The following is a 26549-nucleotide window of genomic DNA, read 5'->3' on the forward strand; positions in this document are numbered from 1 at the left end:
TCAAGTAGAAGCGCCCAACGCGTGATGACTTGTAGGACAGGGCCCACGGGAATTGCCAGATAAACCCCTTAGTTCCGGGCCGGATGCGCGGCAGCTGCCAAGCGCCGCTGCATTCGAGACAAATGCACGGGCCGGGATCGGGCCCGGACGGCCGCGCCTCACATGGCTTTGAACAAATGCGTGTAGAGCCGGCTCACCGGCAGCCGCTCTTTGCGTCCGCGCAAGGCCAGGTGCAGCTTGCCCGCTTCGTCCCGCTGCACGCTCTCCACGGCGGTCGCTCGGACGACGGTGCCGCGGTGCACCTGCCAGAACAGCTGCGGGTCCAGTTGCGGCAGCAGCTCCTTCAGCGGCGTGCGGATCAGGACCTCGCCGTCAGCGCAGACCACGCGCACATACTTGTCCGCGGCCTCGAAGTACACGACGTCCTCGATGGGCACCATGCGGATCGTGGTGCCCACGCTCGCCTGGATCACCTTGAGCTGCGGCTGCGCCGCGGCGGGGGCGCCTTGCAGCAGGTGGCGCAGCTGGCCCAGCGTGGCTTCGAGCCCGGCGCCGCCGTGCGCTGCGCGCTGCGCCAGCACCTGGCGCAGCTTGTCCACCGTCTTCTGCAAGCGACCGGCCTGCACGGGCTTCAGCACATAGTCGACCGCCTGCGCCTCGAAGGCCTGCACGGCGTACTGGTCGTAGGCGGTGACGAAGACGAGCGCAGGGAAGGGCGCGTCGGCCGGCCAGGCATCGGCGAGTTCCGCCGCGGCCTCGAGGCCGCCTTGGCCCGGCATGCGGATATCGAAGAAGAGGACGTCGGGACGATGCTCCAGCGCCGTCTGCACGGCGGCGGCGCCGTCACCGACCGTCGCTGCCACGCGCAGCTCGGGCCAGGCGCGCGCCAGTTCCGCGCGCAGGGCCTGCGCCAGCAGCGGTTCGTCTTCGGCGATGACGGCGGTCGGGGCGTTCATGCGAGGGGCAGCGTGATGCGCGCGTGCGCGCCGCCGGCATCGGCGTGGAAGTCCAGGCGCGCGCGCTCGCCATGCAGCGCCTGCAGGCGCTCGCGGATCTGGGCCAGGCCGAAGCCGTTGCCGCCGGCGGGCGCGCGTGCGTCGCCCACGCCGGTGTCGTCCACCGTGAGCACCAGCAGCTCGCCTTCGCGCGCTGCGCGCACCGTGATGCGGCCGCCTTGCACCTTGGGCTCCAGCCCGTGCTGGATGCTGTTCTCCACCAGCGGCTGCAGCAGCAGCGTCGGCACCCGCACGCCGGCGAGTTCGGGCGGCAGTTCCAGCGTGTACGAGAGCCGCTCGCCCATGCGGATCGCCATCAGCTCCAGATAGTCGCGCAGCCGGTCGAACTCCCGCTGCAGCGGATGCGTCGTGGCGCGCGACGCGTCGAGCGTCGCGCGCAGGTACGCGATCATGTGATCGAGCATGTGCTGCGCGCGCGGCGGGTCGATGCCGATCAGCACGCGCAGGTTGGCGAGCGTGTTGAACAGCATGTGCGGCTCCAGCTGCGTCTCCAGCAGCTTCAGCCGCGCCTCGCCCGCGTGCTGGCGCGCTTCGCCCATCTTGCGTTCGAGGTAGGCGCTCCTGTTGCGGCTGTAGAACCAGTAGCTTCCCGCGATGCCGGACATCAACGTGATCAGCACCGAGTTGCGCAAGTCCTTCGCCGGGTCCACCGGCGGCCCGTGGTACAGGCCGAAGGCGAGGCAGACGCCGTCACCGAGCCGGTTGCCGAGCCACCAGCCGCCGCCGATGCCGACGGCCACCAGCGCCACGCCGGCGAAGCCGGTGGGCCAGCCGGTCTCGCGCGCCGAGGGCAGCAGGTGCCGCCCCAGGTCGACGATCGCCCAGATCATCGTGCCGATGAACAGCGAATACACGGTGGGCACCCCGTAGGGCTTGTCCGGCTCGAAGGCGACCTGCAGCGTCGCGATCACCATGCAGAAGGCGAGCGTCTGCAGCAGGTGCTGCAGCTTGGAGATGGGGTCGATGCGGATCACCGGCGTTCCTGCTCGCGCCGCAGCCGCTCGCGCTCGCGTTCGACCAGGCGCTCGCGGAACGCGCTGCCCTTGCCCAGCATGAACACCGAGATGCCATGCAGGGCCAGGCCGATGCCCCAGCCGAACAGCGGGAAGCGCTGCCAATGGCGGTGGCCGAAGCCGAAGTCGGACATGGCGAACAGGGCGAGATTCACCAGCAAGTACACGCTCGCGTGGATGTACCAGCCCATCTTCGCGCCGGCGCGGCGGCGGGCGAGGTGTTCGATCTCTTCGGGGCTGAGCGGTGCGGGCATCGCGGATGATTCTAGGGGAGCAGGTGCTGCTGCATGAACGCGATGGCGCGACCCTGCGCCTGCGGCACCAGGGCGCGGTCGAAACCTGGCGGGTCGCGCAAGAGCTTCGCCGCGGTGCCGGAAAGGCCCGGGGGCTGCGGCGACATCAGCGAACCGTGGCCGGCGGTGGGCAGGTCGGCCACCAGCGTGCAGCCCTGGCACGCGCGCAATACGCTGTCGACGTGGTACGCGTGCGGCAGCCAGGCGTCGCGGCCGGCGCGCACCAGTCCCAGTGGCACCGCGGGGTGCGCGAGCGAGGCCGGGTCGAAGTCGATGGCGTAGGGCACTTCGGCCACGATGGCGGCGATCCGCGGGTCGGTGTGGCCGTACGAAGAGGCATCGTCCAGCTTCCAGCGGATCACGCGCAGGGCCACGGCCTTGCGCAGCCCGTCGAAGCCATCGTCCTTGAGTTCCAGGGCGAGGCCCACGCAGCTCTGGAAATCGTCGGCGAGGTGCTCCTCGCAATGCTGGCGCATCCGGGCCGGCGACCAGCGTCCGCCCGCGAGCGTCAGCGCCGTATGGCCACCGGCGGACATGCCGTACATTCCCACGCGGTCCAGCGAGAGCAGGGGCGCCAGGCGGGCATCGGCCGCCACCGCATCGATGGCGCGCGAGATCTCGAGCGGCCGCCGCTTCCAGCTTGCGGGGCCGACCTCGGACATGTCGCGGAAGTTGTCGCCCCGGTGCAGCGGGAGGGCGACGACGAAGCCCGCTTCGGCCAGCCGCTTCGCGAAGTCCGAATGCACCCAGGCATTGCCGCCGGAGCCATGCGAGATCACCACCAGGCGACCGTTGCCACGCCGCGGGGCTGCGCCCTCGGCGATCTGCAGCTCGAAGGGGCCGCGCTGCACGGGCGCGGCATGCTGCGCGGTCGGATAAAAGACTTGGATCGGCCCGTCCTCGCCCTGCGCGGGGAGCTCCAGCAGCCCGACGTCCGCGTGCGCGGTGCCGATGGCCAGCGCCAGCAGGGTGGCGACGGTGGTGAGGAGGCGGCGCATCACCACGGCTCCTCGCTCGCGCGCAACTTGCGGCGCTCGCGTTCGACGAGGCGGTCCTGCAGGCCGCCGCCACCTGCGGCGATGAAGACGACGACGCCGTGGATCGCCAGGCCCAGGCCCCAGCCCAGCGCCGGAAACACGGCCCAGTGGCCGCCGCTCGCAGCGGAGACCATGGCCAGGAAGCAGTTCACCAGGACGTAGACGGCTGCGTGGATGTACCAGCCCAGTTTCATGCCGGCACGGCGGCGCGCACGCCGTTCGAGTTGCCCGCTGGGGTCGTGCATGGTGTGCTCCTGGAAGGCGAGGCTGGCGCGGGCGTTCATGCGGCCACCGCGGCGGTTTGAGGGCGCAGCGACAGGCGCCACAGGAGGGACGCGCGGCCGATGAACATCCCGGTGAGGGCGCCGTAGATGGCGGCGACAGTCAGCGCGTACTGGGTGTCGCGCGTCAAGGCGGGGGCCATCGCCAGCTCCACGCCGACGAAGTACTTCACGAGGAAGATGCCGAGCACCAGGGCGAGCGGGACGACGCTGCCCGGCAGCGCATAGGTGCGGGAGGCTGGGTCGTAGCTCGCCTTCGTCCGCAGCGTGGCAACGGCTGCGTAGACGAGGCCCGCGCACACGATCCAGACGCCGAGCGCTGACGCGAGCAGCGGCGAGCTGCCGAAGGCGGCCAGCATGCCCCACAGGGAGAGGGCGGTCATCGCCACCGGCATGATGGACGCGCGCGCCACGCCGACCGTGCGGTCGCGCAACTGGCTGATGCCCAGTGCGAGCAGGAAGGCCAGCAGGCCCCAGACCCACTTGGGTGTGTTGCGCACGATCGTCCCCAGGGCTTCGGGGTGTTGGGTGACGAGCTGGATCAGCATGGCGGGACTCCTGAGGTGGAACGGTTCAGATCAGGCCCAGCTGCGTCCACAGCAGCTGGCCCAGGTAGCGCTGCGGCAGCAGCGTGAAGAAGCCGGTGACGATGCAGGCGAGGACATACAGGCTCAGCATCGCGCGCCGGTGTCCGGCGAAATCGCGCCGGCCCAGCTTCCAGAAGGCGAAAGCCAGGACGCCCAGCGTGATCGGGATCAGCAGGTGGATGGGCGTGAAGCCGTCGATGTTCGGCAGCTTGCGGTCGCGGATGAAGAAGGCCGAGACCGCCGTGGCGATCATCAGCGTCACCCAGGCATAGCCGAAGGCGCGGTGCAGGCGGGGGTGGACAGCTGGGGCACGGCGTGCCCACAGGGCGACCGGCCCGGTGACGACCGCCGCGATGGCGGCGGTCATGTGAATGGCAATGACGGGGGACATCTGCATGGCGCTCTCCGTGGGATCGACGGAGGCGACTGTGCCGATGCACCCGCTGCCAGGCGAGCGGAGTGCGACGAAACGCAGGAAACGCGGCGCGAAATGCGCGCCGCCAGACGTGAAAAACCGCCCCTCAGGACGGTCAGCGCGAGAAGCGGAGCCGGATCAACCTCCGCACCGCGGCACCCGGACCGCGCGGAATAACATGCAGCGCGGTCCCTCTTGGCTCAGGGTCCGGCTTGGCCGGTCCTCACGCCACTGATCAAGCCACTCTGAAAAGTCGCCCGCGACTTTTCAGAGTGAATCCTTTACGCCCAGATCCGCCGGTACTTCTCGGCCAGCTGATGCTGGCGGACCATGATCTTCGGCACGTCCGGGTGCATGGGACTGATCTCGGCCATGGCCCAGCGGTAGAAGGCCTGGGCGACGACTACGTGGAGCAGGTTGAGGATTTTCATGGACGTTAATGTCGCCCGCGCTCCCACACCGTCCTGTAGGTTCCCTGCGCGGCGGTGACTGGCTGTTTCCGACATGGCTTGTCGGACGAATCTGCGGCTGAGCCAGAACGCCGCGGCCGGCCGTCAGGCAAGCCCGACGATAATCGCGCCTTTTGCTGCAGGAGCTTGCGTGGACGCTGTGTTGCTGGTCAAGGCGACGATCATGGGCATCGTGGAGGGGTTGACGGAGTTTCTTCCCGTCTCCAGCACGGGTCACCTCATCCTGACGGGGGCCTTGCTGCACTTCGACGACGACAAGGCCAAGGTGTTCGACATCGCCATCCAGACCGGCGCCATCCTGGCCGTGATCCTGGTGTATTGGCAGAAGATCCGCAGCACGATCGTCTCGCTGCCGACCGACCGGCAGGCGCAGCGCTTCGCCATCAACGTGCTGGTCGCCTTCTTTCCCGCCGTCGTGCTGGGCCTGCTGTTCGGCAAGGTGATCAAGGAGCACCTCTTCACGCCCTGGGTGGTGGCGACGACCTTCATCCTCGGCGGCTTCGTGATCCTGTGGGCGGAGGGCCGGCGCCACCCGCCGGTGCGCATCAACTCGGTGGACGAGATGCGCTGGACCGATGCGCTCAAGGTCGGACTCGTGCAATGCCTGGCCCTGGTGCCCGGCACCAGCCGCAGCGGCGCGACCATCATCGGCGGCATGCTGCTGGGCCTGTCGCGCAAGGCCGCCACCGAGTTTTCGTTCTACCTGGCCATCCCGACGCTGATCGGCGCGGGGGTGTACAGCCTCTACAAGGAGCGCGCTTCGCTGGGTGCGGGCGACGTGCCGCTGTTCGCGGTCGGCTTCGTCTTTTCGTTCCTGAGTGCGTGGCTGTGCGTGCGCTGGTTGCTGCGCTACATCTCCAGCCACGACTTCAAACCGTTCGCGTGGTACCGGATCGTGTTCGGGCTCGTCGTGCTGGCCACGGCCTTCACGGGCCTGGTGGACTGGCGCGAGTAGGGCGGCTCAGCCGGCCGCGGGGCGCGCGCGCGGGCGGCGGTAGGGCCGCCACCGGCCTTCGGCTTGCGCGAGCCGGTCGCCCACGATGCGCAGCACCTCCGAATGCGTCGGCATGCCGAGGTGGCTGGCATCGACGGCGATGTTCTCCACGTCCGGCGCCGCGGTCTCCAGGCAACCGCGCCAGCTCACGAAGCCGTCGGACTTGCTGTAGATCGAGCTGATCGGCACGGGCGGGCGCTCGGCCAGGCGTGCCGTCAACTCGGGCGTGAGCTGCGAGGTGTCGCCGCCCATCCAGCGCAGGATCGTTTCCGCATGGTTGGCGCCCTGGATGGACCGGTGTGGCGTGCCCATCGTGATCACCTGGCGCACGGCCTCGGGACAGCGCTTGGCGATCTCGCGGGCGTAGATGCCACCGAGGCTCCAGCCCACGAGGCTCACGCGCCGGCCCTCGCGGGCATGCAGCGCGCGCACTGGCGCCACCAGCGCGTCCAGCCACTCGTGCAGCGCGCCGTTGGGGCCCGTGTTGACGCCGAACTCCCAGTCATGGACGTCGAGGTTGCAGCTACGCAGGTAGGAGCGCAGTTGCGCGGTGGTGAGGGGGCCCGCGCCGAGGCCGGGATAGACGATGACGGGATGGCCGTCGCCTTCGACGGTGGATGGTGCGGCAACCTTGCCGGCACAGAGTTCAAAGAGGGCACGCAGGGGCTCGGCAGCGAGCAAGGCGAGGGAGGGCGCCTGGAAGGCGAGCGCTTGGGGTGAGGACATGCGTCGATGCTGCGCCCTCGCGCGGGCTCCCGCTTGCCGTGCGTGAGTAGGGGCACGTAGGACCGGGGGCCGTCAGAGCGCCAGCAAAGCGGCCTCGATGGCCGCGGCGGTGGCCGTGGGCTTTTCCATCGGGAACAGGTGGCTGCCATCCATCATCGTGATCCGGCCGGCGGTGACCTTCGCGGTCATTGCCATCCCGACCTGCCCGATCTCCTCGGACTGCAGTCCGCCGATGAAGGCCACGGGGCAGCGCAGGGGATGGCGCTTCAGCATCGCGGCCATGTTGTCCGGCAGCGTGTTGTAGATGCGCGTTTCGACCTCGCGGTCGAAGCTGAGGACGCGCTGGCCGTCTTCGTCGTGCGTGCCGTAGGCCACGTAGTCGGCGAGCACCTGCGGGTCCCAGCGCGCGAAGGCCTTCTTGTGCCGGAAGTGCTCCAGCGCCGCCTCCTGCGAGGGCCAGCGGTTCCTGCGCTTGCGGCTCACCGCGCCCGGCGAAATGGATCCCACCAGCTGCGTGCGCTTGGCCGCGCGCACCGCGTGCGACTTCCAGCCGCCGATCAGGGGTGAGTCGAGCAGCAGCACGCCGCGCGCGAGCTGGGGGTGGCGTGCGGCGCAGAGGATGCTGAGGAAGCCGCCCAGCGAGTGTCCGACCAGGAACGCGGGTTCGCCCGCCTTGTCCACCTCGCGGGCGGCGAAGTCGTGCAGTTGCTGGATCAGTCCCGGCCAGTTGTTGCTGACCGGGTAGGCCGGGTCGTGCCCGAACCTGTCCGGCGCCTTCACGGTGAAGCCGCGCGCACGCAGCTGCCGGAACAGCACGCCGTAGGTGCTGGCCGCAAAACTGTTCGCGTGCGAGAAGACGATCAGGGCCATGCGGTGGCCGTCATCCCGGCGGCGCGGAATGCCGCATCAGATCAATTTCTCTTCCGGCCGCGTGATCTTCTTCAGCGGCTTGCTGCGCCCGGCAGGGTCGGTGCGCAGCGGCGTGTCGGTGTGCGACTCGTCCCAGACCGGGTCGTCGAGGCTGTCGAACACCTCGCGCAGCTTCTGGCCCCAGCCGGTGTGCAGCATCCGGAAGTAGGGGTTCTGCATGTCGATGCACACCACCTTGTCGGTCTGGAAGCGGTTCGCCTCGTACACGACCAGGTCCAGCGGCGGGCCGACGGACAGGTTGGACTTCATGGTGGAGTCCATGGACACCAGCGCGCACTTGGCAGCCTCGTCGAGGTCGGTCTCGGGCGTCAGTACGCGGTCCAGCACCGGCTTGCCGTACTTGTACTCGCCCACCTGGAAGTAGGGCGTCTCCGCCGTCGCCTCGATGAAGTTGCCGGCCGAATAGACCTGGAACAGGCGCATGCCCTCGCCGCGGATCTGGCCGCCGAAGATCAGGTTGACGTTGAACTCCACGCCTGCCTGTTGCAGCGACCTGGCATCGCGGTCGTACACGTGGCGCACGGTCTGGCCCAGGACGCGGCAGGCGTCGAACATGCTGGAGGCGTTCCAGATCGTGACCGGCTCGCCCGTGTCGGTCTCCTTCAACTGTTCGACCTGCAGGAGTTCGCGCACCGACTGCGCGATGCTCAGGTTGCCGGCGGACAGCAGCACCATGAAGCGGTCGCCCGGCCGCTCGTACACGATCATCTTGCGGAAGGTGCTGATGTTGTCCACGCCCGCGTTGGTGCGCGAGTCGGACAGGAACACCAGTCCTGCATTGAGCTTGATGCCGACGCAGTAGGTCATGGGAGGAGCTTCTTCAGTGTGTACAGGGCGTCGAGCGCGTCGCGCGGGGTGAGCGCGTCGGGGTCCAGCGCAGCGAGCGTGGCTTCCAGCTGGGTCGGCGCCGCCGCTTCGGCGGCCGGCGGCGGTGCGAACAAGTCTACCTGCTCGCGGCTTTGCTCCTGGTGCTTCTCCAGCGCGGCGAGTGCATGGCGGGCGTGGTTGACGACCCCCGTCGGCATGCCCGCAAGCTTCGCGACCTGGATGCCGTAGCTGCGGCTGGCCGGCCCCGGCTGGATCTCGTGCAGGAACACGATGTCCGCGCCGGACTCGGTCGCGCCCACGTGCACGTTCACGGCGCAGTGGTGCTTCGCCGGGAACTCGGTCAGCTCGAAGTAGTGCGTGGCGAACAAGGTGAAGGCCTGGGTCTTGTCGTGCAGGTGCGCGGCAATGCCGGAAGCAAGAGCCAGGCCGTCGAAGGTGGAAGTGCCGCGGCCGATCTCGTCCATCAGCACGAGGCTCTGCGCCGTGGCGCCGTGCAGGATCTGCGCCGCCTCGGTCATCTCCAGCATGAAGGTCGATTGCGCGTTCGCGAGATCGTCCGCCGCGCCGATGCGCGTGTGGATCGCATCCAGCGGCCCGAGCCGGCACGCCTGCGCGGGCACGTACGAGCCCATCGCGCCCAGCAGGCAGATCAGCGCCACCTGCCGCATGTAGGTGGACTTGCCGCCCATGTTGGGGCCGGTGATCACCTGCATGCGCTGCTTCGGGCCCAGGCGCGTGTCGTTGGGGATGAAGGCGCCGCCGGTGGTCTCCGCCAGGCGCGCTTCCACCACTGGGTGGCGGCCCTGCGTGATCTCGATCCCGGGCTCCTTCATGAACTGCGGCCGGCACCAGTTCAGCGTGAGCGAGCGTTCCGCCAGGGCGCACAGCACGTCCAGCGTGGCCAGCGCGCGCGCCAGCCGGGTGAGGCACGGCACGTGCTCCTGCAAGGCGTCGAGCAGCTGTTCGTACAGCCACTTCTCGCGCGCCAGCGCCCGCTCCTGCGCGGACAGCGCCTTGTCCTCGAAGGCCTTGAGCTCCGGCGTGATGAAGCGCTCGGCGTTCTTCAGCGTCTGGCGGCGGCGATAGTCGTCCGGCACCTTGTCCAGCTGGCCTTGCGAGACTTCGATGTAGAAGCCGTGCACCTTGTTGTATTGCACGCGCAGGTTGGCGATGCCGCTGCGGGCGCGCTCGCGCGTCTCCAGCTCCAGCAGGAAGCCGTCGCAGTTGTCCTGGATCGCGCGCAGCTCGTCGAGGTCGCCGTCGTGGCCCGTGGCGATCACGCCGCCGTCGCGCACCAGCGCCGCGGGGTCCTCGCGCAAGGTGGCGGCCAGCCGCTGCGCGCAGCCGGAGGGCGGCTGCAGGTCGGCGAACACTTCGGACAGCAGTCCGGGCAGGCCTTGCAGCGACCGGGCGAGCTGCTCCGACTGCGCGAGCGCCCAGCGCAGTCCCACCAGCTCGCGCGGGCGCACCTGGCGCAGCGCGATGCGCGCGGTGATGCGCTCGACGTCGCTGACGCCCTTGAGGTCGCCGCGCAGCTTCTGCCACAGCTGCTCGCGCAGGCCGGTGATCGCGTCCAGCCGTTGCTGCGCCACGCGGCGGTCGCGCAAGGGCTCCAGCAACCAGGACTTGAGCAGGCGGCTGCCCATGCCCGTCATGCAGGTGTCCAGCAGCGAGAAGACCGTGGGGCTGTCCTCGCCGCGCAGCGTCTGCACCAGTTCGAGGTTGCGCCGCGTGGCCGGCGGCAGCTCGATGCGCTCGCCGTCGCGCACGACCTGCAGTTGCTGCACGTGCGACAGCGCGCGGCCCTGCGTGTGTTCCGCGTACGCGAGCAGGGCGGAGGCCGCCGCATGCGCGCAAGGCAGGTCGTCCGCGCCCCAGGCGGACAGGCTCGCAGCGTGCAACTGCTCCTGCAGCTTGCGCTGGCCCAGGCCGCTGTCGAACTGGAAGCCCGGCCGCTCGGTGACCGGCACCGAGGCGCGCAGGGCTTGCAGGCGCTGGGCGAACCCGGGGCTCACGTCGGCGCTGTGCAGGATCTCGCTGGGCGCGACCCGCGCCACCCAGTCGGCCAGGTCGTCGGCATCGCACTCGGCGAGCTGCAGCGCGCCCTGCGTGACGCTCAGCCAGGCCAGGCCGACGCGGTGCTTGGGCCCCTGGTGCAGGGCCAGCAGCACCGCTTCGGCCTTGTCGTTCAGCAGCTCCGTGTCCGTCAGCGTGCCGGGCGTGACGACGCGCAGCACCTTGCGTTCCACCGGGCCCTTGCTCGCGCCGACTTCGCCCACCTGTTCGCAGATGGCCACCGACTCGCCGCACTTGATCAGGCGCGCGAGGTAATTTTCCATGGAGTGGAAGGGCACACCCGCCATCACCACCGGCTCACCGGCGGACATGCCGCGGCGGGTGAGCGTGATGTCCAGCAGGCGCGCCGCCTTCTCGGCGTCCTCGTAGAACAGCTCGTAGAAGTCGCCCATGCGGTAGAAGACGAGCGTGCCGGGGTACTCCTTCTTGACGCCCAGGTACTGGGCCATCATCGGCGTGTGCTTGCTCAGGTCGGCGGCGGCGGGATCGGCACTCATGCTGCGGGGATTATCGTAGGCGCGCGACCGGCGCCTTCGCGATGCATAAGCAAATGCGGAAATCGTGCAGTTGCGTGCGGCACAATCGCTCCCCCGATAAGAACAACAGCAGTCCGTGCCTCCCTCGTTCGGCGACTCCGTCGTCCTGCCTCCCCCTTCTTCCTTGCGCCGCCTGCGCGTTTGGCTGGCCCGCTGGCTGCCCGGCCCGGTCGGCATCGACGGCCACGAGACCTGGCGCACGGTCGCCGGCGCAGGCGCCGGTATCCTCTTTGCCGCGGTGTTCAGCCGGCTGCTGGCCGGCAGCGGTCCCGTGGGGTCGTGGCTGGTGGCGCCGCTGGGCGCTTCGGCCGTCCTGGTGTTCGCGCTGCCGGCCAGCCCGCTCGCGCAGCCCTGGGCCGTGATTGGCGGCAATACGCTGTCGGCCCTGGCGGGCATCGCCTGCGCGGGCCTGATCAGCGATCCGGCGCTCGCGGCCGCGGCGGCGGTGGCTCTCGCGGTGTTGCTCATGGTGCAGACGCGCAGCCTGCATCCGCCGGGCGGCGCTGCGGCCTTGCTGATGGTGCTCACCCACACGACGCAATTCCATTTCGCCGTGTTCCCCGTGCTGCTCAACTCGCTGCTGCTGGTGTGCATGGGGGTCCTGTACAACAGCCTCACCGGCCGCAGCTATCCGCGCGCGCAACTGCTGGCGCCCGGAGCCGGCCTGCAGCCGGTGCACGGGCGCGGTTTCAGCGCCGCCGACCTCGACGCCGCGCTCGCCCACTACAACCAGGTGGTGGACATCAGCCGCGCCGACCTGCACGCGCTGCTGGAGCACGCCGAGATGGCGGCGTACCAGCGCAAGCTCGGTGTCCTGCGCTGTGGCGAGGTGATGAGCCGCGCGCCCCTGACGGTGCAATTCGGGACGCCGCTGAAGGAAGCCTGGGACCTGATGCGCGACCGGCGCATCAAGGCCTTGCCGGTCGTGGATCGCGCCATGCACGTCGTCGGCATCGTCACCAATGCGGACTTCATGCGCATCGCCGACCTGGATCGCCACGAAGGCCTGGGCGAGCGGCTGCGCCAGGTGCTGCGCGCCAGCGGCCTCACGCATTCGGAGCAGCCCGAGGTGGTCGGGCAGATCATGACGCGCCAGGTGCGCGTGGCGAGCGAGGACCGGCTGCTGTCGGACCTGGTGCCCGTGTTCTCCGACGACGGGCACCACCACATCCCCGTGATCGACGGCCAGCAGAAGCTGGCCGGCATGATCACGCAGACGGACGTGGTGCGGGCGCTGTACCGCGCGGGCACCTAGGGCTTCGTGCAGGGCGCTGGGGTTCGCTGGCGCTCACCGCCAGCCTACGAACGCCCCGCTCCCGGTGAATGCGTAGGCTGGCGGTGAACGAAGTGAACCCCAGCAATGCCATCGGCCGGCAGCCTGTTTGCGCGCCGGGGTTGACGCGCGTGCAGCGGCGACTATCGTTGGCACCATGAAGAAGACACGCGCTGCGGCCCTCGCCCTCCTGGTGACCTTGGTGATGGCGGCCCACGCGCAGACGGGGATAGCCCGCGGCCAGACCAGCCGCGGCGAGCCCTGGCTGGTGGGCGGCGTCGGCGAGGACGGAGTCGCAGCGCTGCGGCTGGCGCGCAGCGGCTACAGCCTCAGCGTGCAGACGGCGGCGCGCGGCACCGGCGCCTTCCTGGCGGACGTGCACCTGCGCATAGCCGACGAGCAGGGCCGGCCGGTGTTCGACCAGGATCTGTCGGGGCCGTGGCTGCTGGTGAAGCTGCGCCCCGGGGCGTACACGCTGCAGGCGTCGCGGCACCGCCAGGTGCAGGCGGTGCGCGTCGACGTGCCTGCGCAAGGCCTGCGTGAGCAGATGTTCTATTTCGACACGACGGGGGAAGCGCCGGACCCGATGGCCGACCCGACCGAGCGGCCGCCCGCCGTGCGCGGTTCCATCGCGAGGTAGTGCGCCACGGCCTGTTCCAGGTTGTGGAACATCCGCTGCTCGCCGAGCGCCTCGCCGAGCGGCGATTGGCGCACCATCTCCAGCACGCCCGGGTTCATGCCCACCAGCCACACGGTGATGCCCGCTTCGCGCAGGCGCTGCTCCGCCTCGGTCCACATCTTCAGCGCCGTGTATTCCATGTCGAAGACGCCGCGCATGTGCAGGGCGACCACCTTGGGCCGGGCGAGCGCGATCTGCTCCGTGATCTTCTGCCCGAGCCGGCTGGCGTTCGCGAAGAAGATCCGGCCCTCCGGCCGCAGCAGCAGCAGGCCGGGATAGCTCTCGTCGTCCGGGTTCTCGGGCGAGCGCGGGCGGAACACGTTGGTGCCGCGCTTGCGCACGAGCACCTGCAAGGCCGGATCGGAGGCCTGGAACGCCAGGGCCGCCAGCGACACCACGATGGCCACGAGGATGCCCTGGAGCGTGCCGAGCAGGATGACGCCCGCCATCGCGACCAGGGCCCAGCGGAATTCCTTGGTGCGCACGCGGCGGATCGCGCGGAACTCCGCAGGCTGGACCAGCCCGATGGAGTAGACGATGACGACGGCGGCCAGCGTGGCCTGCGGCATGGCGCCGATGAAGGGCCCGAGCAGCAGCAGGCTGGCGAGCGCGAAGGCGGCAGTCACCAGCCCGGCGAGCTGGCTGCGGGCGCCTGCGTGCCGGTTCACGGCGGTCTGCGACATGCCGCCGCCCGCGGGCATCGCGCCCAGCAGGGCGCCGGCCGCGTTCGCGGCGCCGGTGGCGACCAGTTCGCGGTTGGAATCCGGGGCGGGTTCGCCGCTTTGCGCGAAGGCGCGTGCCACCGCGATGGTCTCGGTGAAGCTCATGAGCGCGATGCCCGCCGCCGCCGGCCACAGCTGCGTCACGAGATGCCAGTCCGGCAGCGTGGGCGTGGGCAGTCCGGTCGGCACCTTGCCGACCGCACCCACGCCCAGGCTTTGCAGGTCGAGGACCCGCATGGCGACGATGCTGGCGGCGACGGCGATCAGCGGAGCCGGGGCCTTGGGCACGAAGCGTTCGAGCCCGAACAGGATCGCGATCATCGCCAACGCCACCGCGAGGGTCGGCCATGACGTATGCGGCAGGTTCTGCACGATCCCGGCGACGTTCTGCAGGAAGTTGCCCTTGTCGAAGTGGATGCCCAGCAGCTTGGGCACCTGGTCCACGACGATGACGGTGCCGATGCCGGCCTTGAAGCCGACCAGCACCGGCTCCGAAATGAAGTTCGCGACGAAGCCCAGGCGCAGCACGCCGGCCAGCAGCAGCATCGCTCCCACCAGCAGTGTCAGCGTGGCGCAGGCGGTCAGCAGCGCGCCGTCGCTGGCGCCGGGGCCCAGGCCGGCGAGCGCCGTCCCCGTGAGGATGGCGAGCGTGGTCGTGGTGCTGACGCTCAGCGGCCGCGACGTGCCGAGCAGCGCGTAGACGGCCATCGGCACCAGCGCCGTGTACAGGCCCACCTGCACCGGCAGGCCCGCAATGGTGGCGTAGGCGAGCGCCTTGGGGATGACGACCGCCGCGGCGGTCGCACCGGCCACCACGTCCGGCGCGAGCCACTCACGCTGGTAGCTGCGCACCCATTCCAGCCAGGGCGCGCGCCGGCGGCCGACGGTGGCCAGCTCCGGCAGGGACGTGTCCATGGCCGCTCAGAACCTTTCCGCGATGTGGCGGTAGGGGTAGTCGGGCTCGCGGTAGCCGCCGGCCTTCTGGCGCTTGGGCAGTTCGACCTTGTCGCGCTTCACCTGCTTGTAGGGAATGCGCGAGAGCAGGTCGCTGATGATGTTCAGGCGCCCGCGGCGCTTGTCGTCGGTATGCGCCACGAACCAGGGCGCGAACTCGGTGTCGGTGGCCTTGAACATGTCGTCGCGGGCGCGCGAGTAGTCGAACCAGCGGCTGTACGACTTCAGGTCCATCGGCGAGAGCTTCCAGACCTTGCGCCCGTCGTTGATGCGGTCCTGCAGGCGACGGGTCTGCTCCTCCTCGCTGACTTCCAGCCAGTACTTGATCAGCTTCACGCCGGAGCGCACGATCGCCTCCTCGACCAGCGGCACGCCGTGCAGGAAGGTGCGCGCCTCGTCCTCGCTGCAGAAGCCCATCACCCGCTCGACGCCGGCGCGGTTGTACCAGCTGCGGTCGAAGATGACGATTTCGCCCGCGGCCGGCAGGTGCGGCACGTAGCGCTGCAGGTACATCTGGCTCTTCTCGCGCTCGGTCGGCGCGGGCAGGGCGACGACGCGGAACACGCGGGGGCTCACGCGTTCGGTGATCGCCTTGATGGTGCCGCCCTTGCCGGCACCGTCGCGGCCCTCGAACACGATGCAGATCTTGGCGCCGGTGGCCTGCACCCACTGCTGCAGCTTCACCAGCTCGATGTGCAGCCGCCGCAGCTCCTGCTCGTAGGCCGAGGTCTTGAGCTTCGCAGGCGGCTGCGCGGCCGCCGGCTCACCAGCGTCCGTCTCCTGCTTGTCCTGTTTGTCGTGCTTGTCCTGCTTGTCCTTGGCCATCGCGCGGTCTCCTGGAAGGTGCGATGACTCTCCGGCGGCAGGTCAGCCTTGCCAATGGGACCTTCGGGCAACGCAGGACCGCCCCGCGCGAGCCGTCCCGCGCAGCAGCGGCTTCAGGCGCCGGCCTGCGCCTCGGCGGCCGCGGCCGTTGCGTCCGCGTCGGCCGGGGCGGTGCGCACCACGGGCAGCGACCCGGGATATTCACGCACCAGGAAGGCGAGCAGCGCCTCGCGCATCTTGCAGCGCAGGTCGAAGGCCTTGCCCGAGTTGCCGGCGGACACCAGCACGCGCACTTCGATCGTGCGCTCCTTCGCGTCGGTGACCTGCACCGCGAACACGCGGCCATCCCATTCGGGGAAGGTCTTCACCAGGCGCTCGGCCTCCGCGCGCAGGGGCTCGATCGGCGTGGCGTAGTCCAGGTACAGGAACACGGTGCCCAACAGGTTGGAGCCGGTGCGCGTCCAGTTCTCGAACGGGTTCTCGATGAACCACTGCAGCGGGATGATCAGCCGGCGTTCGTCCCAGAGCTTCAGCACCACGTACGTGCCGGTGATCTCCTCGACGCGGCCCCATTCGCCCTTGACGATCAGCACGTCGTCCAGCCGGATCGGCTGCGCCAGCGCGATCTGCAGGCCGGCGATCAGGTTCGCGAACACCGGGCGCGCGGCCAGGCCGCCGACCACGCCCAGCACGCCGGCGGACGCCAGCAGGCTCGCGCCCACCTGGCGCGCCGCGGGGAAGGTCATGAGCGCCATCGCGGTGCCCGCGATGAACACGATCACCTGCGCGCTGCGGCTCAGGACATTGGTTTGCGTCTGGATGCGCCGTGCCTGCAGGTTGTCGTCGATGGTCACCGGGTGGCGGTCGATCACGCCCTGCGCGAAACCGGTGATGGCGGCGACCGTGAGCCAGGTGAGGGACGCGATCAGCACCAGCACCGTCAGGTGCCGGACGGTGGCGATGTAGGGCAGGCCGGCCGGTGCGTCCTGCCAGACCAGCAGCAGCGCGAGCATGGGGAACGCGGCCGCCCCGGCGCGCTCGGTGGCGCGCAAGATGCATTCGACGATGGTGTTGCCGCGCGCCAGCCGGTGCAGGGTGGCGCGCAGTACGCGCCGTCCGATCATCGCGGCGATCACCGCCGCGAGGGCGACCAGGGCCGTCCAGCCCCACGGGTGTTGCAGCAGCTCCTGCGTCATTCGTCGACGTGGGTCCCAGGCTCCATGGTCGGCTCGACGAGCGACGGGGTGTTCTGGCGCAGTTCGGCCTTCTCGCCGGCGCTCGCGAACTTGCTGTAGCGGCCGAGGATCTTCACCAGCTGGCCGTAGATCTTCGGGTTGCCGGCGACGCACTCGCGCTGCTCGAGGAAGTCCGCCTCCCCGGTGAAGTTGCCGATCAGGCCACCCGCCTCGGTGATCAGCAGCGAGCCCGCGGCCACGTCCCAGGGGGACAGTCCGGTCTCGAAGAAGCCCTCGGTGAATCCGGCTGCGACATAGGCGAGGTCCAGTGCGGCGGCGCCGGGGCGGCGCAGGCCGGCCGTGCGCTTCATGACGTCGGCCATCATGCGCAGGTACACGTTGAAGTTGTCGCCCGGGCGGAACGGGAAGCCGGTGGAGATGAGCGACTCCTTCAGCTGGGTGCGCTTGCTCACGCGGATGCGGCGGTCGTTCAGGTAGGCACCGCGGCCGCGCGTGGCGGTGAAGAGGTCGTTGCGGGTGGGGTCGTACACCACGGCCTGCTCCACGCGTCCCTTCACCAGCAAGGCGATGCTGACGCAGTAGACGGGGAAGCCGTGGATGAAGTTGGTCGTGCCATCCAGCGGGTCGATCAGCCACACGTGGTCGGAGCTGGCCTTGCCATGCTCGCGGCCGGACTCCTCGGCCCAGATGCCGTGGTCGGGATAGGCCTGCAGCAGCGTTTCGATGATCGCGTGCTCGGCGGCGTGGTCGATCTCGGTGACGAAGTCGTTGGTCTGCTTCTGCGAGATCCGCACGGCTTCGACGTCGAGCGCCGCGCGATTGATGATCGCGCCGGCGGCGCGGGCGGCCTTGACGGCCATGTTGAGCATGGGGTGCTGGTTGGACGACATGTTGTTCAAGAGCTTCGTCCGCGAAAGGGACGGGACGCATGCCGGCGATGCGGAATGCCACGTTAGCCCCGATTTTACCGGGCACGTGTCATCCCTGTGCCCGGCGGGTTGACCGGCCGGCGGCTTACGTCGGATTGCGTACCTGACAATCGGGGGCATGAGCCGCACCCGTTTCGTCCTGATCCAACCCAGCCACGCCGGCAACGTGGGCGCCGCCGCGCGCGCCATGAAGGTCATGGGCTTCGACGACCTGGTGCTGGTGCAACCGCGCTGGGACGACGTGCTGGAACGCGACGAGACGCTGGAGCGGGCCAGCGGCGCCACCGACGTCCTGCGCCAGGCGCGCGCCGTCGACACGCTGGATGCGGCGCTCTCGGGCGTGAGCTACGTGATGGGGACGGTGATGACACCGCGCGACTTCGGTCCGCCCACGTACGCGCCGCGCGAGCACCTGGCGAGCGTCGCACCGACCGGCCAGGGCGTCGCCTTCCTGTTCGGCTCCGAGCGCTACGGCATGCGCAACGAAGACGTCTATCGCTGCCACGCCGCGCTGCGCATCCCGGTGTCGCCCGATTACGGCTCGCTCAATCTCGCTGCGGCGATCCAGGTGATCGCCTACGAATGGCGCCAGGCGCTGGGCGGCTTCGACCTGCCGCCCGTGCCCGCGCCCGAGCGCGCCGATGCCGCGGCGGTGGCTGGCATGCTGCGCCACTGGGAACAGGCGCTGGTGGACATCGGCTTCCTCGACCCCGCCGCGCCCAAGAAGCTGATGCCCCGGCTGAACCAGCTGTTCAACCGCGCGCAGCCCACCCCTGAGGAAATCCACATCCTGCGCGGTGTTGCCAAGGCCATGGCCGAAGCGGCGAAAAAGCCAAAGCCTTAGACTCGCAACGACTCAAGCAAAGAACACCTTCATGTTCAGCCGCCTGCGCTCCGATATCCAGTGCATCCTCGACCGCGACCCTGCCGCCCGCAGCAAGTGGGAGGTGGTCACGTGCTATCCGGGCTTCCACGCACTGGTGCTGCACCGTGGCTCGCACTGGTTGTGGCATCGCAACCTGCGCTGGCTTGCGCGCTTCGTGTCGCTGTTTTCGCGCTGGCTGACGGGCATCGAGATCCATCCGGGCGCGCGCATCGGCGACGGCGTGTTCATCGACCACGGCATGGGCGTCGTGATCGGCGAGACGGCGGAAGTGGGCGACGGCTGCACGATCTACCAGGGCGTGACGCTGGGCGGCACCTCGCTCGCCAAGGGCGCGAAGCGGCACCCGACGCTTGGTCGCAACGTCGTGGTCGGCGCCGGCGCCAAGATCCTGGGCGGCTTCACGGTGGGCGACGATGCAGCCGTGGGCTCCAACGCGGTGGTCACGAAGCCCGTGCCGGCGGGTGCGACGGCCGTGGGCATTCCCGCGCGCATCATCCAGGCCGAGGACTCGGCGCGCCGCGAGGCCGTCGCCGCGAAGATGGGCTTCTCCGCCTACGGCATCACGCAGAACGACGACCCGCTGTCGCAGGCCATGAAGGGCCTGATCGACAACGCGTCCTCGCAGGAGCACCAGATCGCGCTGCTCTGGCAGGCGATCGAGAAGCTCTCCGAGCAGCGCAAGGGCGAGCCCTGCGTGCCGCTCGATGCGCAGACGCAGGAGAACTTCGAGAAAGAGAAGTTCACGCAGCTGGTGGGGAAGTAGCCGCGGTGCTCGGCGGCCCGGAAGGCGGACAACCGGACGCAGAGGACGCAGAGGTTACGCAGAGGACGCAAAAGAACAGCCATTGAAGGTGGAAGACCTTCTGCGTCCTTCCTTCCTTTCAATGGGAGTCCTTCTGCGTCCTTTCGCTCTTTTGCGACCTCTGCGTCCGGCTGCCCGCCCCCGCCCCCGCTCCCGCTCCTACTTTGGCGTGCGGATCGCCGACTTCGGCCGGAACGCCTTGCACACTGCGTCGTCGGTCTCGAGGTAGGGACCGCCGATCAGGTCGATGCAGTACGGCACCGCGGCGAAGATGCCTGCGACCACCTGCTTGCCGTCTTCCTTCAGTCCCTCCAGCGTTTCCTGGATCGACTTCGGCTGCCCGGGCAGGTTGATCACCAGGCTCTTGCCGCGGATCACCGCCACCTGCCGCGAGAGGATGGCCGTCGGCACGAAGCGCAGGCTGATCTGCCGCATCTGCTCGCCGAAGCCGGGCATTTCCTTGTCGGCGATCGCCAGCGTCGCTTCGGGCGTGACGTCGCGCGGCGCCGGACCGGTGCCGCCGGTGGTGAGCACGAGCGCGCAGCCGGCGTCCACCAGTTCGACCAGCGTGGCGCTGATGCGGTCCTTCTCGTCCGGGATCAGCCGCTCCTGGAACGTGACGGGGTTGCGCAGCGCCTTCGAGAGCCACTCCCTCAGCGCCGGCAGTCCCTTGTCCTCGTAGACGCCGCCCGCGGCGCGATCGCTGATGGAAACGATGCCGATGGTGACGGGGTCGTGGTCAGCCATGTTCTTCCTCGTCCAGTTGTTCGCGCACGAGCTGGAAGATCTCCCGGAACGCACGCCCGCGGCGCGGCGCCAGGCCGCGCGAAACTTCGTCCTGCGTGGGGGCGCCGTCCTTGCGCGCCTGGCGGATCAGCGCGCGCAACTGCTGCACGTCCGTGTCGGGATGCGCCTGCAGCCAGGCCTGCAGCGCGTCGTCGCTGGCGATCAGGTCGTCGCGCCACTTCTCGGCCATGTGCAGCGCCAGCGTCTGCTGCGCCGAGCCGCTGCGCTGTTCCTCCAGCGCGTCGCGCACGGCCTGCTGCGTTCCGGGTTCGAGCTGGCGCATCAGCTTGCCGACGTATTGCAGCTGCCGGCGGCGACCTTCGAAATTCGTGATGCGCTTCAATTCGGCTAGTGCGTTCACCAGGCCTTCGGGCAGGTCCAGCCGTTCGAACAGGTCGGTCCGCAGCGTGAGCAGGGCTTCGCCCACCTTCTGCAGTTCGGTGCTTTCCTTCTTCAGTTCGGTGCGGCTGGGCAGTCCGCCGGTCTGTTCGGCGCGCAGTTCGAGGTCGAGTTCGCTGCCCTCGGCAACGAAGTGGCCTTTGACGAAGTAGCCTTTTTTGGGTTTGCGGGACATGCGGGGGAGGGGGAGGGCGGGACCAGCGCGACCGTGGTGCGCCGGGATGCACAAGTATCATAGCCCGCCATGAACAGAACACCCGCGCAAGACGGATCCGGTTTCAGCTACACCCGCGCCGATTTCGAGGAACTCGTCGACCTCGCACTCTCGCACGCCCGCCAGGTCGGGGCCACCGATGCAGGCGCGGAAGCCTCGGAGGGCTGCGGCCTCAGCGTGTCCGTGCGCAAGGGGGACCTCGAGAACGTCGAGCGCAACCGCGACAAGTCGCTGGGCGTGACGGTCTACGTGGGCAACCGCCGCGGCAATGCGAGCACGTCGGATTTCTCCCGCGCCGCCATCGAGCGCACCGTGCAGGCCGCCTACGACATCGCGCGGTTCACGGCCGAGGATCCGGTCGCCGGCCTGCCCGACCCCGAGGACATCGCCAAGCCCGAGGAACAGCCCGACCTGGACCTTTTTCATCCGTGGGCCCTCACCAGCGAGCAGGCCGCCGAGCTGGCGCTGCGCTGCGAAAAGGCGGCCTTCGACACCGATCGCCGCATCACCAACAGCGAAGGCGCCGGTGTGTCGGCGCAGCACAGCCATTTCTTCAGCGCCCATACGCACGGCTTCCGCGGCGGCTATGCGAGCTCGCGCCATTCCATCTCGGTGGCGCCGATCGCCGGGCGGGGCGACCAGATGCAGCGCGACGCGTGGTACAGCTCGATGCGCTCCGCGACGGAGCTCGCCGCACCGGAAGCCGTGGGCCGCTACGCCGCCGAACGCGCCCTGGCACGCCTGAAGTCGCGCAAGATCGCCACGCGCGAATGTCCGGTGCTGTTCGAGTCGCCCCTGGCCGCGGGCCTGCTGGGCGCCTACGTGCAGGCCACCAGCGGCGGCTCGCTGTACCGCAAGAGCACCTTCCTGCTCGATTCCCTGGGCAAGCAGGTCTTCGCCGACCACCTGGACGTGGTGGAAGACCCGTTCGTGCGCCGCGGCAAGGGCAGCGCGCCCTTCGACGAGGAAGGCGTGCACACGCGCGAGCGCAAGGTGGTGGACGCCGGCCGCGTGCAGGGCTACTTCCTGAGCAGCTATTCGGCGCGCAAGCTCAACATGAAAACCACCGGCAACGCCGGCGGCTCGCACAACCTCACGCTGAGCTCGCGGCTCACGCAGCCCGGCGACGACCTGGTCGAGATGCTGCGCAAGCTGGGCACGGGCCTGTTCGTCATCGAGCTGATGGGACAGGGCGTCAACTACGTGACCGGCGACTACTCGCGCGGCGCCAGCGGCTTCTGGGTGGAGAACGGCGAGATCGCTTTCCCCGTGCAGGAGATCACCATCGCGGGCAATCTGAAGGACATGTTCCGCAACATCGAGGCCGTGGGCTCGGACGTCTACAACTACGGTGCGAAGAGCGTCGGCTCGATCCTGGTGAACCGGATGAAGGTGGCGGGCAGCTGATTGCCTGCTTCCTTCCCTCCGGGGGAGGATGTCCGGACTCTCTCTCTCCCTCCCCTCTGGGGAAGGGTCGGGGTGGGGGCACGCACGCGGCCGGAATGCGAACCGAGTGCTTGCCCGGAGCGCCCCCATCCCAGCCTTCCCCCGGAGGGGGAAGGAGCAAGACCGCGATCAGCCCGCCAGCGCCGCCTTCACCGCGGCCGACACCTGGCCCATGTCGGCCTTGCCGGCCAGGCGCTGCTTGGCCGCGCCCATGACCTTGCCCATGTCGGCCGGGCCCTTGGCGCCGGTCTCCGCGACGATCGCCTTCACCTCCGCTGCGATCTCGTCGGCCGAGAGGCGCGCGGGCAGGTAGGCCTGCAGCACCGCGACCTCGGCCTGTTCCTTGTCGGCCAGGTCCTGACGATTGGCCTTCTGGAAGGCCTCGATGCTGTCCTTGCGTTGCTTGAGCAGCTTGTCGACGATGCCCACCACGGCGGCGTCGTCGAGCTCCACGCGCTCGTCGACTTCCTTCTGCTTGATGGCGGCCGTGAGCATGCGGATCGCGCCCAGGCGCTCGGTGTCCTTGGCGCGCATGGCGGCCTTCATGTCTTCGGTGATGCGTTCCTTGAGCGTGGGCATGGTCGGTCCTCGGAAAGAAAATGAAAGAAGCCCGCGCGGGCGTCCCCGGGCGGGCTTGCTGAATGCTTCAGCCGGGGCTCAGTAGAGCTTTTTCGGCAGCTGCATGGAGCGCACGCGCTTGAAGTGGCGCTTCACGGCGGCGGCCTTCTTGCGCTTGCGTTCGGCGGTGGGCTTCTCGTAGAACTCGCGGGCGCGCAGCTCGGTCAGCAGGCCCAGCTTCTCGATGGTGCGCTTGAAGCGGCGCAGGGCCACGTCAAACGGCTCGTTTTCCTTGACACGAATGGTCGTCATGACTTCCAGAAAGATTCTGTGGCGGATGAAGATCGAGGACATCCACCGGGGGGTCCCCACCTGTATGTTCGATCAGGCCGGTGGGGGTTTGCCAGCAAAGCCAGAGATTATAGCCGCGCGGCAAGACCCGGCAAGTCGCTCGCCTTTGGCTGGCCCGGCCGGGCCGCGGCGAGCGCCTGCGCGCAGGCGAATCCGCTGGCCCACGCCCACTGGAAGTTGTAGCCACCCAGCCAGCCCGTGACGTCCACCACCTCCCCGATGAAGTACAGCCCCGGCTGCTTCGATTCCATGGTCTGCGACGAGAGCTCGCGCGTGTCCACGCCGCCAGCGGTGACCTCGGCCTTGCGATAACCCTCGGTGCCGGTGGGCACCAGCTCCCATGCCGACAGGCGCGCGGCGAGCTGTTGTAACGACTTGTCGGAGGCTTCGTTGACCGGCCGCTGCCAGGCCGGATCCTGCTGGACCCAAGCGTCGGCCAGGCGCGAGGGCACCCACTGCGCCAGTTCGTTGGCCAGCAGCTTGCGCGAGCGCGCCTTCGCCTGCAGCAGGTCGTGCGCGAGATCGGTGCCGGGCGCCAGGTCCACGCGGATAGCCGTGCCCTCGCGCCAGTAGCTGGAGATCTGCAGCACGGCGGGGCCGCTGAGACCGCGGTGGGTGAAGAGCAGGTCCTCGTCGAAGGCCATGCGCTCCTTCTTCTGGCCGGTCTCCATGCGCACGGGGAGGGCCAGGCCTGCCAGTTGCGCGAAGGGTGCCCACGCCTCGCCGTCGAAGGTGAGCGGGACCAGCGCAGGGCGCGGCGTCACGACGCGCAGCCCGAACTGCCGCGCGATGCGGTAGCCGAAGTCGGTGGCGCCTATTTTTGGGATGCTCAGGCCACCCGTCGCGATCACCACCGCGGGAGCGCGCACGGTGCCGCGGCCGGTCTGCAGCACATAGCCCTCGCTGCCATGCACCACCTCGGAGACGGTGCACGGCTGCCAATGGGTCACGCCGCCCGCCGCGCATTCGGCCAGCAGCATGCGGATGAAGTCCTCGGACGAGCGATCGCCGAACAGCTGGCCCTTGTGCTTCTCGTGGAAAGCAATGTCGTGCTTGCGCACCAGCGCGATGAAGTCCGAGGGCGTGTAGCGCGCGAGCGCCGAGCGGCAGAAGTTCGGGTTCTCGCCCAGGAAGTGCTTGTGCGGCTGGCGCGGGTCGAGCTCGCGGTTGGTGAAGTTGCAGCGGCCGCCTCCGGAGATGCGGATCTTCTCCGCCACTTTCTCGGAGTGATCCACCAGCAGCACCTTCGCGCCGAGCTGGCCGGCGACGCCGGCGCAGAAGAGGCCGGCCGCGCCGGCGCCGATCACGACGACGTCGAAGCGGGAATCAGGAGCGGGCGCGGCGGACATGGTCGCGCATTATCGAAGCCCGCGCCCCGCACGGGCGGCCGCTGGGTGCGGCACTCAGGCGGCGCGCACCCCGGTGGGGATCTCCGCGGCCGCCGCGACGCCGCGCACGACGTCCCCCACGACGATCACCGACGGGCTCGCGAGCCCTTCGTTTTCCACGGTCGCGGCGAGCGCTCCGAGGGTGGTCACCGCGTGGCGCTGGTCCGGCAGTGAAGCGCGCTGCACGATGGCCACCGGCGTGTCCGCAGGCAGGCCGCCCAGCAGGTCCTGCTCGATGCGCGCGGCGCTGCTCACGCCCATGTAGATCACGAGCGTCAGCCGCGCCTGGTGGGCCGTGGCCGCGAGCGCCTTCCAGTCCGGTGCCTCCGCCCCTTTCTGGGCGTGGCCGGTGATGAAGATGACGCCTTGCGCGTGGTCGCGGTGCGTGAGCGGAACGCCCAGCGCCGTCGCCGCGGCCAGGCCGGACGTGATGCCGTTGATGACTTCGACCTGCACGCCCGCGGCGCGCAGGTGTTCCACCTCCTCGCCACCGCGGCCGAAGATGAAGGGGTCGCCGCCTTTCAGCCGAACGACGCTCTCGCCCTCGCGAGCGGCCATCAGCATCAGCTTCTCGATGAAGGCTTGCGGCGTGCTCTTGCAGCCGCCGCGCTTGCCGACGTACACGACGCGCGCCGTGCTGGGCGCGTGCGCCACGACCTCGCGGCTGACGAGGTCGTCCACCAGCAGCAGCGTCGCGGACTGGATCGCCTTCAGCGCCTTGAGGGTCAGCAGTTCGGGGTCGCCGGGACCCGCGCCGACGAGGGTGACTTTGCCAGTGTTCATGCGGTCGACAAGTGCAAGATGTGTTCCACCTGCAGGGAGAGCGATTCGGGGACGGGCTTGCGCCCGGCGAGGACGTCGCGAATGTACGCGGCCGTGGTGCCGGGGTCCACCTCCTTGGGCAGGTCGGGCAGATTCGTGAGCGTTCCCTTGCGGCCCTCCTGCAGCAGGACTCGTTCGCCGCGCACGAAGCCTTCCATCTGCGGCAGGCGGCGCGCATCCGCCACCACTTCGCCTTCGGTGCCGCGCAGCAGCAGGGCGGTGGAGCGCATGCGCTCGAACACGGCGCCCATGGACACGGCGTACTCCGGGTGCGTGTAGCTGCTGACGACCACCGCCGGACCGCTGCAGGGATTCATGAGCTTGACCAGGCTGTGCGCGCTGTTGCGCAAGCCGATGAGCTTGCGCGCATCCAGCAGGCGCTTGAGGCCGGGGCTCAGCACCTCCGTGGGCACGAAGGCGACCTGGCCGTCCTGCAGGGTGGGCGCCGACTCGGACGCTTGCACGTCAAGCGCATGCAGGACCTCGTGCACGAACACGCGGCTCGCTTCCGTGGCGGTGCCGTGGATCAACACGGGCAGGCCGCGGCGCGCCACCAGTCCCGCCAGCAAGGGCGTGAGGACCGGCAGGCGGCGCGCGCCGTTGTAGCTCGGGAGCACCACGACGGGCTTGCCGCTCGCGGAGCCCACCTTCTGCACCCGCGCGGCTATGGCGTCGAGGAAGCCGCACATTTCCTCGGGGGTTTCGCCCTTCACGCGCATGGCGATGCAGAACGCGCCGATCTCGAGATCGCTGACCTGGCCGTCGAGGATCTGGCCGAACAGTTCGGCCGCCTGATCGCGCGCGAGCGAACGCGCGCCCTGCTTGCCGCGGCCGATCTCCTTCAGGTACTGACTGATGCCCACGCGCCGATTGTCCCAGAGCGTTGATGACCTTTGGCTATAAGCTGATTCGCGGGCTCGCCATGCGATGGGGCGGGTCGGAGGAAAGCTGGGGTTCGCGATGCTCACCACCAGCCTACGAGATCGCTGCGGATGCGAGCTGGGGTTCGCCTGCGGCTCACCACCAGCCTTGTATGTTTCTTTCCTAGACTCTAAGAGTTCGGGGCAACCCGGGCGGAGCGGGTGCACGCCGTCGCCAGCCTTTGGGCTTGGAACCT

The 26549-nt window shown here is 69.3% G+C and carries 29 protein-coding genes; 6 read left to right on the forward strand and 23 right to left on the reverse strand.

Annotated features, from left to right (window positions below; genetic code table 11):
• Positions 1-158 precede the first annotated feature (158 nt).
• From JJB11_RS18785 to JJB11_RS18820, 8 genes are all read right to left on the reverse strand, one after another.
• Complete coding sequence (locus JJB11_RS18785) at positions 159-956, reverse strand: LytR/AlgR family response regulator transcription factor (protein ID WP_201174951.1); 798 nt, start codon at positions 954-956, stop codon at positions 159-161.
• Positions 953-1987, reverse strand: coding sequence for a sensor histidine kinase (locus tag JJB11_RS18790; protein ID WP_340643163.1), 1035 nt, complete (start codon positions 1985-1987; stop codon positions 953-955). Before JJB11_RS18790 ends, JJB11_RS18785 begins: the two co-directional genes overlap by 4 nt.
• On the reverse strand, positions 1987-2283 hold the full coding sequence (locus JJB11_RS18795; RefSeq protein ID WP_201174953.1) for a 2TM domain-containing protein: 297 nt from the start codon (positions 2281-2283) through the stop codon (positions 1987-1989). The genes JJB11_RS18790 and JJB11_RS18795 overlap by 1 nt, the downstream gene beginning before the upstream one ends.
• 11 nt (positions 2284-2294) lie before the next feature.
• Positions 2295-3320, reverse strand: coding sequence for an alpha/beta hydrolase family protein (locus tag JJB11_RS18800; protein ID WP_201174955.1), 1026 nt, complete (start codon positions 3318-3320; stop codon positions 2295-2297).
• Positions 3320-3643 (reverse strand): 2TM domain-containing protein, encoded by a 324-nt coding sequence (locus JJB11_RS18805; protein ID WP_201964944.1) that lies wholly within the window; start codon positions 3641-3643, stop codon positions 3320-3322. The genes JJB11_RS18800 and JJB11_RS18805 overlap by 1 nt, the downstream gene beginning before the upstream one ends.
• Positions 3640-4188 (reverse strand): DUF6622 family protein, encoded by a 549-nt coding sequence (locus JJB11_RS18810; protein ID WP_201174956.1) that lies wholly within the window; start codon positions 4186-4188, stop codon positions 3640-3642. The genes JJB11_RS18805 and JJB11_RS18810 overlap by 4 nt, the downstream gene beginning before the upstream one ends.
• A gap of 25 nt (positions 4189-4213) precedes the next feature.
• On the reverse strand, positions 4214-4624 hold the full coding sequence (locus JJB11_RS18815) for a DUF2306 domain-containing protein (protein ID WP_201174958.1): 411 nt from the start codon (positions 4622-4624) through the stop codon (positions 4214-4216).
• Positions 4625-4923: 299 nt separating this feature from the next.
• Positions 4924-5073: a hypothetical protein gene (locus JJB11_RS18820; RefSeq protein WP_201174959.1), complete on the reverse strand. Its 150-nt coding sequence runs from the start codon at positions 5071-5073 to the stop codon at positions 4924-4926.
• Between the two features lie 169 nt (positions 5074-5242).
• On the opposite strand from JJB11_RS18820, the gene JJB11_RS18825 reads away from it, so the two are divergent.
• Entirely contained in the window at positions 5243-6067 is an 825-nt protein-coding gene (locus tag JJB11_RS18825) for an undecaprenyl-diphosphate phosphatase (protein ID WP_201174960.1), read from the forward strand.
• A gap of 6 nt (positions 6068-6073) precedes the next feature.
• Here JJB11_RS18825 and JJB11_RS18830 read toward each other — a convergent pair whose 3' ends face one another.
• The 4 genes from JJB11_RS18830 to mutS all read right to left on the reverse strand — a co-directional run bounded on the left by JJB11_RS18830 (position 6074) and on the right by mutS (position 11163).
• The gene (locus JJB11_RS18830; protein WP_201174961.1) at positions 6074-6832 is read right to left on the reverse strand and encodes an alpha/beta hydrolase family protein; all 759 of its coding nucleotides are present in this window, start codon (positions 6830-6832) and stop codon (positions 6074-6076) included.
• Between the two features lie 72 nt (positions 6833-6904).
• Positions 6905-7702, reverse strand: a complete 798-nt coding sequence (locus JJB11_RS18835; RefSeq protein ID WP_201174962.1) for an alpha/beta hydrolase — start codon at positions 7700-7702, stop codon at positions 6905-6907.
• 36 nt (positions 7703-7738) lie between these two features.
• Entirely contained in the window at positions 7739-8569 is an 831-nt protein-coding gene (locus JJB11_RS18840; protein ID WP_201174963.1) for a proteasome-type protease, read from the reverse strand.
• Positions 8566-11163 (reverse strand): DNA mismatch repair protein MutS, encoded by a 2598-nt coding sequence (gene mutS, locus JJB11_RS18845; RefSeq protein WP_242529023.1) that lies wholly within the window; start codon positions 11161-11163, stop codon positions 8566-8568. Before mutS ends, JJB11_RS18840 begins: the two co-directional genes overlap by 4 nt.
• 163 nt (positions 11164-11326) lie before the next feature.
• On the opposite strand from mutS, the gene JJB11_RS18850 reads away from it, so the two are divergent.
• Positions 11327-12457 (forward strand): HPP family protein, encoded by a 1131-nt coding sequence (locus tag JJB11_RS18850; protein WP_201174964.1) that lies wholly within the window; start codon positions 11327-11329, stop codon positions 12455-12457.
• A gap of 175 nt (positions 12458-12632) precedes the next feature.
• Positions 12633-13115, forward strand: a complete 483-nt coding sequence (locus JJB11_RS18855) for a hypothetical protein (RefSeq protein ID WP_201174965.1) — start codon at positions 12633-12635, stop codon at positions 13113-13115.
• On the opposite strand, the gene JJB11_RS18860 is transcribed toward JJB11_RS18855, so the two are convergent.
• The 4 genes from JJB11_RS18860 to JJB11_RS18875 form a co-directional block, all read right to left on the reverse strand.
• Positions 13028-14791: a SulP family inorganic anion transporter gene (locus JJB11_RS18860; protein WP_201174970.1), complete on the reverse strand. Its 1764-nt coding sequence runs from the start codon at positions 14789-14791 to the stop codon at positions 13028-13030. The two genes, JJB11_RS18855 and JJB11_RS18860, sit on opposite strands and share 88 nt — an antisense overlap.
• A 6-nt stretch (positions 14792-14797) precedes the next feature.
• Complete coding sequence (gene ppk2 / locus JJB11_RS18865; RefSeq protein WP_201174978.1) at positions 14798-15655, reverse strand: polyphosphate kinase 2; 858 nt, start codon at positions 15653-15655, stop codon at positions 14798-14800.
• Positions 15656-15768: 113 nt separating this feature from the next.
• Entirely contained in the window at positions 15769-16851 is a 1083-nt protein-coding gene (locus JJB11_RS18870; RefSeq protein ID WP_201174986.1) for a mechanosensitive ion channel family protein, read from the reverse strand.
• A complete protein-coding gene (locus tag JJB11_RS18875) occupies positions 16848-17741 on the reverse strand; it encodes an inositol monophosphatase family protein (RefSeq protein ID WP_201175034.1) in 894 nt (297 codons plus the stop codon). The genes JJB11_RS18870 and JJB11_RS18875 overlap by 4 nt, the downstream gene beginning before the upstream one ends.
• Before the next feature lie 157 nt (positions 17742-17898).
• Here JJB11_RS18875 and JJB11_RS18880 point away from each other — a divergent pair, with 157 nt between their 5' ends.
• Together JJB11_RS18880 and cysE are read left to right on the forward strand one after the other, a co-directional pair.
• Positions 17899-18624: an RNA methyltransferase gene (locus JJB11_RS18880; protein WP_201174988.1), complete on the forward strand. Its 726-nt coding sequence runs from the start codon at positions 17899-17901 to the stop codon at positions 18622-18624.
• A 31-nt stretch (positions 18625-18655) separates the two neighbouring features.
• Positions 18656-19429 (forward strand): serine O-acetyltransferase, encoded by a 774-nt coding sequence (gene cysE, locus JJB11_RS18885; RefSeq protein WP_201174990.1) that lies wholly within the window; start codon positions 18656-18658, stop codon positions 19427-19429.
• A gap of 198 nt (positions 19430-19627) precedes the next feature.
• Here the strand turns inward: cysE and mog are convergent, their stop codons facing one another.
• Positions 19628-20215 (reverse strand): molybdopterin adenylyltransferase, encoded by a 588-nt coding sequence (gene mog, locus JJB11_RS18890; protein ID WP_201174992.1) that lies wholly within the window; start codon positions 20213-20215, stop codon positions 19628-19630.
• On the reverse strand, positions 20208-20828 hold the full coding sequence (gene yjgA / locus JJB11_RS18895; protein ID WP_201174994.1) for a ribosome biogenesis factor YjgA: 621 nt from the start codon (positions 20826-20828) through the stop codon (positions 20208-20210). Before yjgA ends, mog begins: the two co-directional genes overlap by 8 nt.
• A gap of 69 nt (positions 20829-20897) precedes the next feature.
• On the opposite strand from yjgA, the gene pmbA reads away from it, so the two are divergent.
• Positions 20898-22274: a metalloprotease PmbA gene (gene pmbA, locus JJB11_RS18900; RefSeq protein ID WP_201174996.1), complete on the forward strand. Its 1377-nt coding sequence runs from the start codon at positions 20898-20900 to the stop codon at positions 22272-22274.
• 168 nt (positions 22275-22442) lie between these two features.
• Here the strand turns inward: pmbA and JJB11_RS18905 are convergent, their stop codons facing one another.
• The 5 genes from JJB11_RS18905 to ybiB form a co-directional block, all read right to left on the reverse strand.
• Entirely contained in the window at positions 22443-22892 is a 450-nt protein-coding gene (locus tag JJB11_RS18905) for a GatB/YqeY domain-containing protein (RefSeq protein WP_201174998.1), read from the reverse strand.
• Between the two features lie 78 nt (positions 22893-22970).
• A complete protein-coding gene (gene rpsU / locus JJB11_RS18910; protein ID WP_104301834.1) occupies positions 22971-23183 on the reverse strand; it encodes a 30S ribosomal protein S21 in 213 nt (70 codons plus the stop codon).
• 107 nt (positions 23184-23290) lie between these two features.
• The gene (locus JJB11_RS18915; RefSeq protein WP_201175000.1) at positions 23291-24571 is read right to left on the reverse strand and encodes a BaiN/RdsA family NAD(P)/FAD-dependent oxidoreductase; all 1281 of its coding nucleotides are present in this window, start codon (positions 24569-24571) and stop codon (positions 23291-23293) included.
• 54 nt (positions 24572-24625) lie between these two features.
• Positions 24626-25393 carry a uroporphyrinogen-III C-methyltransferase gene (cobA, locus tag JJB11_RS18920; protein ID WP_201175002.1) on the reverse strand — a complete coding sequence of 256 codons (768 nt, stop codon included), beginning with the start codon at positions 25391-25393 and terminating at the stop codon, positions 24626-24628.
• Complete coding sequence (gene ybiB, locus JJB11_RS18925) at positions 25390-26295, reverse strand: DNA-binding protein YbiB (protein WP_201175005.1); 906 nt, start codon at positions 26293-26295, stop codon at positions 25390-25392. Before ybiB ends, cobA begins: the two co-directional genes overlap by 4 nt.
• Positions 26296-26549: the final 254 nt, after the last annotated feature.

Source organism: Ramlibacter ginsenosidimutans (assembly GCF_016654015.1).
Lineage (GTDB): Bacteria > Pseudomonadota > Gammaproteobacteria > Burkholderiales > Burkholderiaceae_C > Ramlibacter > Ramlibacter ginsenosidimutans.

Bases quoted from the DNA above. Each gene is read 5' to 3' on its own strand.
- JJB11_RS18800 (WP_201174955.1), bottom strand. From the start codon at position 3,320: ATGCGCCGCCTCCTCACCACCGTCGCCACCCTGCTGGCGCTGGCCATC.
- JJB11_RS18840 (WP_201174963.1), bottom strand. From the start codon at position 8,569: ATGACCTACTGCGTCGGCATCAAGCTCAATGCAGGACTGGTGTTCCTG.
- mog (WP_201174992.1), bottom strand. From the start codon at position 20,215: ATGGCTGACCACGACCCCGTCACCATCGGCATCGTTTCCATCAGCGAT.
- JJB11_RS18805 (WP_201964944.1), bottom strand. From the start codon at position 3,643: ATGAACGCCCGCGCCAGCCTCGCCTTCCAGGAGCACACCATGCACGAC.
- JJB11_RS18875 (WP_201175034.1), bottom strand. From the start codon at position 17,741: ATGTCGTCCAACCAGCACCCCATGCTCAACATGGCCGTCAAGGCCGCC.
- mutS (WP_242529023.1), bottom strand. From the start codon at position 11,163: ATGAGTGCCGATCCCGCCGCCGCCGACCTGAGCAAGCACACGCCGATG.
- ppk2 (WP_201174978.1), bottom strand. From the start codon at position 15,655: ATGGCCAAGGACAAGCAGGACAAGCACGACAAACAGGACAAGCAGGAG.
- JJB11_RS18785 (WP_201174951.1), bottom strand. From the start codon at position 956: ATGAACGCCCCGACCGCCGTCATCGCCGAAGACGAACCGCTGCTGGCG.
- JJB11_RS18880 (WP_201174988.1), top strand. From the start codon at position 17,899: ATGAGCCGCACCCGTTTCGTCCTGATCCAACCCAGCCACGCCGGCAAC.
- JJB11_RS18870 (WP_201174986.1), bottom strand. From the start codon at position 16,851: ATGACGCAGGAGCTGCTGCAACACCCGTGGGGCTGGACGGCCCTGGTC.
- JJB11_RS18810 (WP_201174956.1), bottom strand. From the start codon at position 4,188: ATGCTGATCCAGCTCGTCACCCAACACCCCGAAGCCCTGGGGACGATC.
- cobA (WP_201175002.1), bottom strand. From the start codon at position 25,393: ATGAACACTGGCAAAGTCACCCTCGTCGGCGCGGGTCCCGGCGACCCC.
- JJB11_RS18815 (WP_201174958.1), bottom strand. From the start codon at position 4,624: ATGCAGATGTCCCCCGTCATTGCCATTCACATGACCGCCGCCATCGCG.
- JJB11_RS18860 (WP_201174970.1), bottom strand. From the start codon at position 14,791: ATGGACACGTCCCTGCCGGAGCTGGCCACCGTCGGCCGCCGGCGCGCG.
- JJB11_RS18820 (WP_201174959.1), bottom strand. From the start codon at position 5,073: ATGAAAATCCTCAACCTGCTCCACGTAGTCGTCGCCCAGGCCTTCTAC.
- JJB11_RS18795 (WP_201174953.1), bottom strand. From the start codon at position 2,283: ATGCCCGCACCGCTCAGCCCCGAAGAGATCGAACACCTCGCCCGCCGC.
- JJB11_RS18915 (WP_201175000.1), bottom strand. From the start codon at position 24,571: ATGTCCGCCGCGCCCGCTCCTGATTCCCGCTTCGACGTCGTCGTGATC.
- cysE (WP_201174990.1), top strand. From the start codon at position 18,656: ATGTTCAGCCGCCTGCGCTCCGATATCCAGTGCATCCTCGACCGCGAC.
- yjgA (WP_201174994.1), bottom strand. From the start codon at position 20,828: ATGTCCCGCAAACCCAAAAAAGGCTACTTCGTCAAAGGCCACTTCGTT.
- JJB11_RS18855 (WP_201174965.1), top strand. From the start codon at position 12,633: ATGAAGAAGACACGCGCTGCGGCCCTCGCCCTCCTGGTGACCTTGGTG.
- JJB11_RS18905 (WP_201174998.1), bottom strand. From the start codon at position 22,892: ATGCCCACGCTCAAGGAACGCATCACCGAAGACATGAAGGCCGCCATG.
- JJB11_RS18830 (WP_201174961.1), bottom strand. From the start codon at position 6,832: ATGTCCTCACCCCAAGCGCTCGCCTTCCAGGCGCCCTCCCTCGCCTTG.
- rpsU (WP_104301834.1), bottom strand. From the start codon at position 23,183: ATGACGACCATTCGTGTCAAGGAAAACGAGCCGTTTGACGTGGCCCTG.
- pmbA (WP_201174996.1), top strand. From the start codon at position 20,898: ATGAACAGAACACCCGCGCAAGACGGATCCGGTTTCAGCTACACCCGC.
- JJB11_RS18835 (WP_201174962.1), bottom strand. From the start codon at position 7,702: ATGGCCCTGATCGTCTTCTCGCACGCGAACAGTTTTGCGGCCAGCACC.